This is a genomic window from Comamonas sp., from assembly GCF_036643215.1.
In the GTDB taxonomy this organism is placed as follows: Bacteria; Pseudomonadota; Gammaproteobacteria; order Burkholderiales; family Burkholderiaceae_C; genus Comamonas.
On the sequence record NZ_JAVXSJ010000013.1, the window covers coordinates 34,401 to 46,402 of the forward strand.

At 60.8% G+C, this 12,002-nt stretch carries 12 protein-coding genes; 4 read left to right on the forward strand and 8 right to left on the reverse strand.

The genetic code is table 11. The annotated features are described in order from the left end of the window. Positions 1–8 precede the first annotated feature (8 nt). The 3 genes from RSF91_RS10730 to RSF91_RS10740 all read right to left on the reverse strand — a co-directional run bounded on the left by RSF91_RS10730 (position 9) and on the right by RSF91_RS10740 (position 4,252). Positions 9–1,319 carry an efflux RND transporter periplasmic adaptor subunit gene (locus RSF91_RS10730; protein ID WP_332568410.1) on the reverse strand — a complete coding sequence of 437 codons (1,311 nt, stop codon included), beginning with the start codon at positions 1,317–1,319 and terminating at the stop codon, positions 9–11. Positions 1,320–1,605: 286 nt separating this feature from the next. Further along, positions 1,606–3,054, reverse strand: coding sequence for an MFS transporter (locus RSF91_RS10735; RefSeq protein ID WP_332568411.1), 1,449 nt, complete (start codon positions 3,052–3,054; stop codon positions 1,606–1,608). Continuing rightward, positions 3,047–4,252, reverse strand: a complete 1,206-nt coding sequence (locus RSF91_RS10740) for a multidrug effflux MFS transporter (protein WP_332568412.1) — start codon at positions 4,250–4,252, stop codon at positions 3,047–3,049. The genes RSF91_RS10735 and RSF91_RS10740 overlap by 8 nt, the downstream gene beginning before the upstream one ends. A 196-nt stretch (positions 4,253–4,448) precedes the next feature. Here RSF91_RS10740 and RSF91_RS10745 point away from each other — a divergent pair, with 196 nt between their 5' ends. Continuing rightward, positions 4,449–5,051 carry an Lcl C-terminal domain-containing protein gene (locus tag RSF91_RS10745; RefSeq protein WP_332568413.1) on the forward strand — a complete coding sequence of 201 codons (603 nt, stop codon included), beginning with the start codon at positions 4,449–4,451 and terminating at the stop codon, positions 5,049–5,051. 46 nt (positions 5,052–5,097) lie between these two features. Here the strand turns inward: RSF91_RS10745 and RSF91_RS10750 are convergent, their stop codons facing one another. From RSF91_RS10750 to RSF91_RS10770, 5 genes are all read right to left on the reverse strand, one after another. Continuing rightward, positions 5,098–6,003: an SDR family oxidoreductase gene (locus tag RSF91_RS10750; protein ID WP_332568414.1), complete on the reverse strand. Its 906-nt coding sequence runs from the start codon at positions 6,001–6,003 to the stop codon at positions 5,098–5,100. A 171-nt stretch (positions 6,004–6,174) separates the two neighbouring features. Next, positions 6,175–7,191, reverse strand: coding sequence for an NADP-dependent oxidoreductase (locus RSF91_RS10755; RefSeq protein ID WP_332568415.1), 1,017 nt, complete (start codon positions 7,189–7,191; stop codon positions 6,175–6,177). A gap of 147 nt (positions 7,192–7,338) precedes the next feature. Further along, a complete protein-coding gene (locus tag RSF91_RS10760) occupies positions 7,339–7,773 on the reverse strand; it encodes a PaaI family thioesterase (RefSeq protein ID WP_099736718.1) in 435 nt (144 codons plus the stop codon). Positions 7,774–7,904: 131 nt separating this feature from the next. Then, positions 7,905–8,696, reverse strand: a complete 792-nt coding sequence (locus RSF91_RS10765; RefSeq protein WP_332568490.1) for an SDR family oxidoreductase — start codon at positions 8,694–8,696, stop codon at positions 7,905–7,907. A 149-nt stretch (positions 8,697–8,845) separates the two neighbouring features. After that, on the reverse strand, positions 8,846–9,586 hold the full coding sequence (locus RSF91_RS10770; protein ID WP_332568416.1) for an MGMT family protein: 741 nt from the start codon (positions 9,584–9,586) through the stop codon (positions 8,846–8,848). 130 nt (positions 9,587–9,716) lie between these two features. Here RSF91_RS10770 and RSF91_RS10775 point away from each other — a divergent pair, with 130 nt between their 5' ends. The 3 genes from RSF91_RS10775 to RSF91_RS10785 all read left to right on the forward strand — a co-directional run bounded on the left by RSF91_RS10775 (position 9,717) and on the right by RSF91_RS10785 (position 11,960). Next, the gene (locus RSF91_RS10775; RefSeq protein WP_332568417.1) at positions 9,717–10,022 is read left to right on the forward strand and encodes a hypothetical protein; all 306 of its coding nucleotides are present in this window, start codon (positions 9,717–9,719) and stop codon (positions 10,020–10,022) included. Positions 10,023–10,333: 311 nt separating this feature from the next. Then, on the forward strand, positions 10,334–11,290 hold the full coding sequence (locus RSF91_RS10780) for a class I SAM-dependent methyltransferase (RefSeq protein ID WP_332568418.1): 957 nt from the start codon (positions 10,334–10,336) through the stop codon (positions 11,288–11,290). A gap of 199 nt (positions 11,291–11,489) precedes the next feature. Next, a complete protein-coding gene (locus RSF91_RS10785) occupies positions 11,490–11,960 on the forward strand; it encodes a nucleoside deaminase (protein ID WP_332568419.1) in 471 nt (156 codons plus the stop codon). Positions 11,961–12,002: the final 42 nt, after the last annotated feature.

Below are 12,002 nucleotides of genomic sequence, written 5' to 3' on the forward strand. Positions count from 1 at the left end.
GCCCCGCCTTACTTGGCTTGCGCCTTGGCGGCAGGTGCATCGGCTGCGGCCTGCACGGGCGGCTCGCCGCGTACGCTCTTGCGCTCGGCATTCGCCTTCATGTCCACCTCTTCGGGCTTGACCTTGTCACCGGCCTTGGTGCGCTGAAAGCTATCCACCATCACGCGCTCGCCCGCTTTCAGGCCGGTCTTGACCAGCCAGTACGCACCCACGGCGCGGTCCAGCTGCACTTCACGCTTTTCCACCACATCGCCTTCGGCCAGCACCATCACATTGGGCTTACCAGCCTGATCACGCGTCACGCTTTGCTGGGGGAGCAGCAGCGCATCAGGGGCCAGCGCTGTGGGCAGCAAGGCCTTCACGTACATGCCAGGCATCAACAGGCCATCCGGGTTGGGCACTTCAGCGCGCAGCGTCAGGGTGCCTGTGGTGTCGTTAACGATCACGCCCGCAAACGCCAGCTTGCCTTGCTGGGCATAGTCACTGCCGTCGTCAAACTGAATGCGCACGGGGATCTTGTCGCCATCCACCTTCTGGTAACGGCCGGACTCCAGATCACGCTTGAGCTGCATCAGGTCGTTGCTAGACTGGGTGAAGTCCACATACATGGGGTCCAGCTGCACGATGGTGGTGAGCGCAGTCGCCTGATTGGCCGTCACCAGTGCACCGGGCGTGACGGCAGACAAAGTAATGCGGCCACCAATGGGTGCCTCAATGCGGCTGTATTTGAGGTTGATACGCGCAGTATCCAGATTGGCCTTGGCCACCGCCACATCGGATGCCGACTGTGCCGCAGCCGCCTGGCTTTCATCAAACGCTTGCTTGCTGATGGCATCAATCTTCACCAGCTCCGCATTGCGGCGGGCTGTTGCGGCCAGCGTGCGCTGGCTGGCCTCGGCCTTGGCCACGGCAGCAATAGCGCTGGCTTCCGTTGCCTTTAAAGAGGCTGGGTCAATCTGATACAGAGGCTGGCCCTGCTTGACCACAGCGCCTTCGGTAAACAAGCGCTTTTGAATGATGCCTGAGACCTGAGGGCGCACCTCAGCGGTCATAAAGGCCTTGGTGCGGCCTGGCAGGCTGGCATCCAGCTGCTGGCTTTGCGGCTGCAAGGTCACCACGCCGACCTTGGGCTCCGTCTTGGGCGGGCCTTTTTGTTCGTCTGCGGGCTTAGAACAAGCGGCCAGTGCACCAGCAATCAGCACGGTACCCAGCGCCAGCGCCCATTTCGGGCGGTGATAACTCAGCGGGCTTGCACTGGGCAGATAAGAAAAATGCGCCTTGCGGCGCGGGCTCAGTGAAGCGTGCTGGTCAATCGTCATACGTGTCTATCGTGCGGTCTGATCTAAAGAACTTATCAACATTGTGCGCCGTCAATATGAATCAAATGTAAAGCAGGCGACCTAACAACGACATGGAGCTAATACGCGTACCCCATGGCCAGTGCTGAAAACGCCATGCAGCGCTTGATATTTGACACGTCAATATAAATGACGGCGGCTCCTCGTACGTCATCTCAACGGACTAGAGAGCCGCCCCAATTTTGCTACTAGATCAGTAGCTACCAGCGCTTTACACCAAAGGGCTATCGCTCTTTTTGAATCAAATTCAGTGTTTGTGAGCACCTGCTGCGGCCGGAGCCTTGCTCACGCGCATCATGCTGAACACACCGGCCAGTGCGGCAAAGCCCCCGGCAACTGCCAGAGCCAGCGATTCAGCGTTGCCGCCGTGCCCGCCAGAGATTGCAAAAATCGTGGCCAGCACCACTGCGCCCAGCGTCTGTCCCGTCATGCGGGCAGAACTGAGCATGCCGCCCGCCGCACCGCTGCGCGACATAGGGGCCGAGGTGACGATGGTGTGATTATTGGGCGACTGGTAAAGCGCAAAACCGCTACCCGCCAGCACCATGCGCCAAACCATATCCCAGTGCGCCACATCTACTGGCATGGCGGCCAGCAACCACAGGCCTGTGGCAAACATGGCCATGCCAATGCCGCCCAGCAGCCCATCGGGGTACTTGCCAATCAGCCGCCCGGCCACGGGGGCGGTGAGCATGGTGGCCAGCGGCCAGGCCGTGATCAGCATGCCCGCCTCAATGGGAGACAGGCCACGTGCCTCCAGCAGCAAAAACGGCAGGGCCAGGTACGACAGCATCTGCGCGCAAAAGGCCGAGACCGAGCCGCACATGGACAGCCTGAACACCGGAATACGCATTAAGTCCACCGGGAACAGTGGTGCAGTCTTGTGCCACTGGCGGCGCAGGTAGACATAACCCACCGCTACACCCGCGCCCAACAGCCACCAGCCGGAAGGCATGAACGAGCTGCCCGCTGCATTTTCTTGCCCCATGCGCACGCCAAGCTGCTCGCCGCCCAGAAAGAGCAGCGTAAACATCAGAATATTGAGAACCACATCCAGCAGCGCAATTGGCTCGCTTTGGCTGTTCACCACAGGGTTGGCGGGCAAGGCCTTGCGGCCCATCCACAGCGTGAGCAAGCCCAACGGCACGTTGATGGCAAAAAGCCAGGGCCAGCTGGCCACCGACAAAATGCCCGCTGCCACCGTAGGCCCGGCCATGGAAGACGTGGCCACCACCAGCGAGTTAATCGCCATGCCCCGCCCCAGCATGGCGCGCGGATAGGTCAGGCGCACCAGTGCAGCGTTCACGCTCATCACACCGGCTGCACCAACCCCTTGAAACACCCGTGCGGCAATCAGCGTGCTCAGTGAATTGGCCAGCGTGGCGGCCACAGAGGCAATCACAAACACCACCATGCCCATCAGGTAGATGCGCCGGTAGCCCATGCGCTCACCCAGGGCGGCCAGAGGCAGCAGCAGCACCAGCCCCGCCAGCTGATAGGCGTTGACCACCCACAGCGTAAGCGCCGAGCTGGCTTGCAGCTCACGCGCTATGGCAGGCAAGGCCAGGTTGACGATGCTGCTGTCCAGCACCGACAGCGTGAGCCCCAGAATAATCACCAGCATGGCCCGGCCACGCACGCCATCGGGCAAGCCGTCGTAAGGCGTGGTGCCTGCTTTAGTAGCGCTATCAGTCATGCGCTGCTCGCGCCCTGGCAGTCTTGCCCAATGTGATCCAGGTCAGCGCCACGCCAACCAGCGCGCCAAGCGCCATGCCCGTCACCATGGGCAAGGGCTTGCCGTTGGAGAAGTGACCCACGATCTGCATGGCCGCCGCGCCGCTGAGCATTTGCAGCGTGCCCAGCAAAGCAGATGCCGTGCCGGCAATCTCGCCATGCTCTTCCAGCGCCAGCACCGAAGTCGTGGGAATCACCAGCCCCATGAAAGCGCTGGCAATGAAATACAGCACGATCAGCACCATCAACTGCTCGCCGCCTATCAGGTAATACATCAGCAAAGCAACCATGGTTACGCCCGATGCAGAAGCCGCAGCCTTGACCACATTGACCAAGCCAAAGCGCTGACCCAGTCGCCCCGTCAGCTGCGACGCGCCAATAAAGGCGATGGAATTAAGCGCAAACGCCATGCTGTATTCGGTGGAAGACAGGCCGTAGTAATTGATCAGTACAAAGGGCGAGCCCGCCAGATAGACAAAAAAGCCCGCCATGGCACAGCCGCCAATAAATACCAGACCCATGTAATGCCAGTCGCGCAGCAGGCGCAGGTAAGCCTTCAAAGCGCCGCCCAGACTGCTGTCCAGTCGCGCCTCGGCGGTGCGCGTTTCTTCGACACCGCGCCAGGTCGCGATCAAGCCCAGCACTGCCGCAGCAGCCACCACCCAGAACACCGCACGCCAGCCAGCCACGGCAATCACGCCGCTGCCGACCAGGGGCGCCAGAATCGGCGAGACGCTGAACACCAGCATCAGCAAAGACATCATGCGAGCCGCAGCGTGGCCGGTGTGCAGATCGCGCACCACCGCACGTGGCACAGCCATGCAAGCGGCAGCGCCCAGGCCCTGCACAAAACGAAAAGCCACCAGCGTTTCAATATTGGGTGCCAGCGCACAGCCCACGCTGGCAGCGGCAAACACGGTCAGGCCAAAGTACAGCGGCGGCTTGCGGCCCACCATGTCGGAGACCGGGCCGTAAAGCAGCTGACCCACACCGATGGAAAGAAAAAACGCGGTCAGGCTGGCTTGCACAGCCCCCACCTCGGCACCCAGGCTGCTGCCAATTTGAGGCAGTGCGGGCAAATACATATCAATGGCGAACGGCCCGATGGCCGATAACAGGCCCAAAATCAAGACCAGACGCAGGGAAACAGAAGCTTGCATAGGGAGGCAATTGTCGTGGTAACTTGATTTTTGTGCTGAACGCCGTTTTCTTGGGGCGGCTGGCTCTGACGCCACAAAGCCACTTTGGTCTGGCTCAAAGTCTGAGCAATAGCGCCGCTTTCATGGCCGTCATCAGACCAACGCTGACGCCTGATCTGCGCACAATCAGGCATCTAATTCACCCTCTGCTGTCGCCGTGCTCACAACTGTTTTCGCTCCTGTGATTTTTCTTGGTCTGCTCAGCGGTCTGAGCAACGCCGCCATCGCGCAGGATTCAGCGCCCACGCCTTCGCCCTCTGCTTTTCAGATTGCTGCCGACGGAAAATCCGTGATCGACACCCGCGCCAAGCTGGCTTGGGCCCGCTGCGCTGAGGGTATGGACTGGAATGGCAAGGTCTGCACCGGCAGCGCCGAGGTCTTTAACTACAAACAAGCCCAGACCCATGCAGCCGAGCGCAGCAAGGCAGAAGATCAGCGCTGGCGCCTGCCCCGTGTAAACGAGCTCAAGCGTCTACTGGACCGCAGCAGCAAACCGCAGGGCCTGAACCCCACCCTCTTCCCCAGCGCACCGCGCGACTGGCACTGGACGGGCACGGCCTCCGTCAACGCGGCGCGGGTGAACAGCTACAACTACAGCCAGGTGGACCGGTCCAACACCCTCTCCAGCCTGTCCGCCCAGCAGGCATGGGCCGTCAACACCGAAACACTGCAGGCCACGCCCGATATGGGCAAGGGCAATGCCTTGCTGCTCAGATTGGTGCGCCCCGCGACTGAAGCCGAACTCAAACCGGCCCCATGAAAAAAGCCTTGCTGAAAAGGCAAGGCTTTTGGTCTTCAATGCTTGATCAAGCGGCCCGCAATGCCGCCTTGAGGCTCACGCCCAGCTCCGGCTTGTGCGCAAACGGATCAGTGGGGTTGCGGCCCTGCACCACATCTTCCATGCGCACCTGCACCGAACCCAGCGCCTGCGGATGGCTGTAGATATAGAACTGGCCTGTGCTGATGGCATCAAACACCTTCTGCGCCACCTCGGCCGCCGTGATCTTGCCTGAGCCCACCGCCTTGTCCGTCATGGCCTGACCGATCTTCTGGCTGGCCGTCAGCGGCTGGGCTTCCAGCGTTTGCGGGCGATTGCGCTCGCTATGGCCTATGCCGGTGGCCACAAAAAACGGGCACAGCAGGCTGGCGCTGATCTGGTCAGACACCAGGGCCAAGTCCTGGTACAGCGTCTCGGTCAACGACACCACCGCATGCTTGCTGACGTTGTAGATGCCCATATTAGGGGGGGCCAGCAGGCCCGCCATGCTGGCCGTGTTGACGATATGGCCCTCGAAGCCGGGATCGGCCTTGGCGGCTTCCAGCATCATGGGGGTGAACAGGCGTACGCCATGAATAACGCCCCAGACATTGACGCCCAGCACCCATTGCCAGTCAGCCACGGAGTTTTCCCAGACCAGACCGCCCGCACCTACACCTGCGTTGTTGAACACAAAGTTCGGAGCGCCAAACGTGGCTTTCACTTCAGCGGCCAGCGCCTCCATCTGCGCTGCATCCGAGACATCAACCTTGCGCGCCAGCACTTTGGCACCTGCAGCCTTGAGTTCGGCCTCGGCCTTGTCCAGCGCTTCTTGCTGCACATCGACCAGTACCAGGTTCATGCCCTTGCTGGCGCCAATGCGCGCGCACTCCAACCCAAAGCCAGAACCAGCGCCTGTCAAAACTGCCGTCTTCCCCTTGAAATTCGTGATCATTCTTGTCTCCGTATTTATTTGGACGCAGCTCAGATGCGTCGCCTCGCTCGAAACCGGCGCGGCACAACCAAGGGACAGCAAGCAAGGGCCGCCCCGCAGCGAGGCTGTCGTCCCCCTTCCCTAGCGCGCAGCGCGTAGAGAAAGGGGGAAGGCACGCAGTGCCTCAGGGGGTTAAACCAATTTCACCAGCTGCTTGCCAAAGTTCTTGCCCTTGAGCAGACCCAGAAATGCGGCGGGTGCAGCGGCCAGACCCTGGGCAATCGTCTCGCGCGGCTTGAGCTTGCCGGCGGCAACCAGACCACCCAGCTCGGTCAGCGCTTCAGCCCAGACTTCCATGTGCTCGCTGACGATAAAGCCTTCAAGCTTGATGCGGTTCACCAGCAGCAGAGCCGGGTTGGCCATGGGCAAAGGCTGGCCGTCGTAGCCCGCAATCATTCCGCACAGGGCCACGCGCGCAAACGCATTGGTGCGCAGCAGCACGGCATCGAAGATATAGCCGCCCACGTTTTCAAAATAGCCGTCGATGCCGTTCGGGCAGGCGTCTTTCAATGCTTTGGCCATGGTCTTGGTGTCGGGGTGCTCGCGATAGTCGATGCAGGCGTCAAAACCCAACTCTTCCACGGCATAGCGGCATTTCTCAGCCCCGCCAGCAATGCCCACCACGCGGCAGCCGCGCGCCTTGGCCAGCGCTGCAAAGGCACTGCCCACGGCACCGGTGGCGGCGCTGACGACCACGGTTTCACCGGCCTTGGGGTTGATGATCTTGACCAAGCCATACCAGGCCGTCACGCCGGGCATGCCCACAGCGCCCAGGTAGTAGGACAGCGGCACGTGGGTGGTATCAACCTTGCGCAGCGCGCCGGGCACGCTGGGGTTGACCAGCGAATATTCCTGCCAGCCGCCCATGCCGACCACCTTATCGCCCACCTGAAACTTGGGGTGGCGGCTTTCCACAATCTCGCCCACCGTGCCGCCCTGCATGACTTCACCCAGCGGCTGGGGCTGGGCATAGCTCTTGGAGTCATTCATGCGGCCGCGCATATAGGGGTCCAGGCTCAGATAGTGGTGGCGCACCAGCACTTCGCCCTCGCCCACCGTGGGCAGCGGCGACTGCACCAGCTTGAAATTGCTCTCCACCGCTTCGCCCTGAGGGCGGTTATCCAGAAGGATTTGCTGATTGACCGTCATGACCTGTCTCCTGTGTGAACTTCCGTTGAAATTTCAAATTTAATAGCTGCCAGCGCCTGATTCGCAAAGCACGGACAGCTCAATCCATATCAAGCCCAGATAGAGACAGCGCTACCAGCTCCTGAAACAGGAGCGATATACCTGCACTCAATCCGTGGCCAGCGGACGCAATTCGCCATTCACGTCGCCATCCACCTTGGGCTTGCGCTTCATGTATTTGAAGGTGCCCGTGGCGTGCACGCAAAGTCGGCCTTGCGCGTCATAAATACGGCCTTCGGTGAAAGCCATGGTGCCCGTGCGGTGCAGCATCACGCCCTTGCCCACCAGCGGGCCGTTGGCAGCCTGCATGAAGGAGGTCTTCATCTCGATGGTGACAATGCCCTGCTCAAAATCCACGCTGCGCGCGGCCACAGCCATGGTCACATCCAGCAGCGTCATTGACGCGCCGCCATGCGTGACACCGAAGGAATTCAGATGCTCGGGGCGCGGTGTGTACTGCAGCTCAGACTCGCCGTTCTCCGCCTTGATAAGGACGAAACCCAGCTCATGCACAAAAGGAATATCAGGACCAAATGACAACACCGCAAGACCTTTCAGGAAAGTGAAGCACCGCTAGCACTACAGCGGGCGGCAGCAAAGCCGTGAATGTAAGCGCGCCAGACTTGGGGAAAAGGCAACGCGGCGCAAAAACACGGCTTCACCTTTCCTCAGTCTCAGCCGCCCACCAGCGCGCTCACGCCGCCATCTACCGCCATCCACTGACCGGTGATGTGCTTGCCCGCGTCACTGGCGTACAGCAGGGTCAAACCCTTCAGATCTTCGTCGTCGCCCAGACGGCGCAGCGGGGCATGGGACTTCATCTCGTCCTCGCCCAGGGTTTCGATCAAGATAGCTGCCATCTTGGTCTTGAAGAAACCGGGGCAGATCGCGTTCACGGTGATGCCATGCTCGCCCCACTCACCCGCCAGCGCGCGCGTGAAATTAATCACCGCTCCCTTGGAGGTGTTGTAGGCAATCGTCTTCATGCCAGTGGGGTTGCCGCCCAGCCCGGCAATCGACGCCAGATTGATGATGCGGCCGCTCTTGCGCTCCAGCATGGACAGGCGGGCAATGCGCTGGCTCAGCAAAAAGTAGCCGCGCACGTTCAGGTTCATCACCTTGTCCCAGGCCGCCGTCGGGTGGTCTTCCGCAGGCGCACCCCAGCTGGCACCCGCGTTGTTGATCAGAATGTCCACATGACCGAGGCGCTGCACGGCCTGCTGGGCCAGTCGCTCGATATCGCCCTCGTCGGCGCAGTCGGCGGCAATCCAGTCTGCCTCGATGCCTGCGGCCTTGAGCTCGGCAGCGGCCTCCTGCAAGTCATTCGCCTTGCGCGACGTCAGCAGGACCTTGGCCCCCGCCTCGCCCAGCGCATGCGCCATCTGCAAACCCAGCCCGCGCGAGCCACCGGTCACCAGAGCGGTCTTGCCCGAGAGGTCAAAAAGTTGCTGCACCGTACGTGTCATTGCCATGTCTCCTGCTTGTTATCAAGAATCAAAAACTAAGACCAATGCGCTCTGTGGCTGCATGGGTGGCTGAAGGGATTGTGCGGGCGGCAAAAGCGCGCACTTGTCACCTGCGTGTCGGTGCTGTCCCGCAGGTGGCAACGCGCCGCTCAATCCGCAAACAAGGACAGCGTGCCGCCCCAGGCACCGCCTTCAATCTCCAGCATGCGCAGCTTGGTCAAGGCCCCCTGCCCGCCTGAAAAGCCACCGGGCTTGCCACCCGCCGCCAGCACGCGATGGCAAGGAACAATCGGCGCAAACGGATTGGCCCCCAGCGCCTGCCCCACGGCCCGCGCAGCACCGGGTGCGCCCAAAGCCATGGCCACCTCACCATAAGTGGCGGTCTGCCCCGGCTTGAGCGCACGCGTAAAGGCATAGACCCGCGAATGAAACTCTGGCACGGTGAATTCATCAAGCGCAATCTGCTCCAGTGCGGGCAAGGCAGTGAGGCCATTGGCTTGAGCCAGATCTGCCGCGCAAGGCTGGTACACATCGCGCATATCACCCAAGACACCCACAGAGGCATCTTCAGCGGACACATCAGTCCAGTCCTTCTCCGGCCCGGCGTTTGTTCCCGCCAGCAAGCGCTGTACACCCGACATGGCCTGCAGCGCAAACATCGGCACCTCTGATGGGGAGGTGAGCGCGCCATAAGACGCTGGCCCGCGCTCAGGCTGCAGCGCATGGCGTTTGTGCAAGCCCAGCAGCATGCGCTCGCGTGTTTCGGCGCAACTCGCTTCCGGCAATTGCACTGCCGTAACCGCGTGAGCATTCCAGGCCATGCCGCACACGCCAATACGCGTGGCAAACAAGGCATGGGCAAAGAACGGCAAGGGGGCAACTTGATTCATGCAGCCCAGTCTACGCGGTGCTTATTGACCATCATGCAATGGTCAGTGTGCAAAAAATTTACAGTTGCTGGATACAAAAACAGTTGTTTGCTGTATATTTAAACAGTCTAAACACTGTGGATATATGGACATGCAAGAAGCCCATTTCACCGTCTCCCTCTGCGACTACCCAGAACTGCCCGAAGACAAGCGTCTGCAAGCCGAAGCGCGCTACGCCCGCGTACTGACTCACCAGCTCGGGGGGGAAGATCAGGTCAACGAGGCGCTTTCTCTCGTTCAAGGGCTGGAGGACACACCGCCCGATGAAATCACCGAAGAAGCCAAACTCATGTTTGGCCGCTGGATGAAAGCCGCCCGCGCCGCCGCAGAAGCCGGTCTGCAAGGTATTGGCGGCACTGAAAGCTGCTTTTTTGATGTGCGGCGGGTGTATCACTAAGCACGCAATTGCTCTCGCATCACCCAGCGGTTGAGCTTGCGTGGCGAGGCCCTTGGCCACTTCCTACACAAAAACCATGCGTTCATGGCTTTTTGCAGGAAGCCGGTGGGGCATTTCCATGCGCGAGCAACTTGCCCTCGAGAAGGGGACTCGATGGGCAGTTGCCTGGCAACGCTGCGGCGTACTTCCAACGCCATTAAGCACTTTCGCGAGTCTGGATTGAGCAGCAGGAATGACTCAGCAACACGCCTAGGCGCGCTGAACTGCATACACTGGCGCCCTTTAGTGATCAATACGCCAAGTCTTATTCCATGCAAGCCCTGCTAGCCGCCATTGCCCAGATGCCCTATTGCACCGATGCCCAGCGCATCTTTCACGGTCGGGGCGGGCTGTATCCGGGCTGCGAACAAATCTCTCTGGATGCGTTCCCGCCTGTCATCGTGCTGACCAGCTTTGCGCCCATGGATGAGGCACAACTGGCCGTCATTGGTCAGGCACTTGAGCAACGTTGGCAGCAGATTGCCCCTGCGGAACAGCCGCTGATCTGGGCTTTTCAGACCCGCGAAAGCGGCGGCAGGGTCGAAACACGCATCATGACCGGCGAACTGCCCGAGCCACATGTGGTGACCGAGAACGGTGCCAAGTACCTCATCCATATCTCTCGCGGACAAAACCACGGCCTGTTCCTCGACATGGCCGCTGGCCGCGAATGGGTGCGCCAGCAGGTGCTGGCCCACAGCCGGCCAGAGCGCATGAAGGTACTCAACCTGTTTGCCTACACCTGCGCTTTCTCCGTCGTCGCCAAACTGGCTGGTGCCGGTCAGGTGCTCAATATGGACATGAGCAAGACCGCACTGGCCACCGGCCAGCACAACCACCAGATCAACGGCGTCAAGGCTGGAGCCAGCTTTGCGGCGCATGACATTTTCAGCAGCTGGGGCAAGATCACCCGTGGTGGCCTGTATGACCTGATTGTGGTGGACCCACCGAGCTACCAAAAGGGCAGCTTTATCGCCACCAAGGACTACGCCCGCCTGATGCGCCGTCTTCCCGATCTGCTGGCGCCCGAAGGGCAGGTGCTGCTGTGCCTGAACGCCCCCGAGCTAGGAACCGCCTTCCTGCGCGAACAGATGACCGAAATCGCGCCCGAGTTGAAGTTTGTGGAACGTCTGGCGAACCCGCCCGTGTTTGCCGACGTGAATGAAGAATGCAGCCTGAAGGTGCTGGTGTACCGCGCACCGGGGCTGGACAACACGGCGCAGTCATAACGCCAGCGCAGAATGGGCGGAGGTCTGTCGCCCCCTAACCCATCCATCTGCGCAAAAAAGCTTTGATCTGCAGGTCACTACAGGCTTGGTGGTACGGGTGTACCCTGCTGTCAGCAGGCACTCACCTGCTCGGAACTTCATGCAAAAACCGTGCTCTACGCATATTCGATATGCGCAAGCAGCTATAAATTTCATAGTCATGACAAGCACACCCAAGCACCAACAACTCATGCGTCAGGCCGTGTATCTGGCCCATGCCAATCGCCTGCAGGGCGGTCGCCCCTTTGGCGCCGTACTGGCACTGGGCGATGAGGTCATCGCCACAGGCGTGAACAACATCATCGCCAGCCACGACCCCAGCACCCATGCGGAGATGGAAGCCATTCGCGCGGGCACGCAAAAGCGCTCCAACCCCAGCCTTGCCGGTCTGTCCATCTATGCCAGCGGCCACCCCTGCCCCATGTGCCTTGCGGCGCTGGTCATGAATGGGGCCGAGCAGGTGTTCTTCGCCTTCGACAACAACGATGCCGCGCCTTACGGCATGTCCAGCGAAGGCACTTATCAGCGCCTGCGCCTGTCGCTGACACCACCGCCCTTGCCCATCATCCGTATTGACACAGGAATCAGCCCAGAGCAGCTGTACGGCGATGCCGCCTGGCCCTGCGCCTGAAACAGGCTGATACCCCGCAGCGGGCCAAGACATGGATGCACT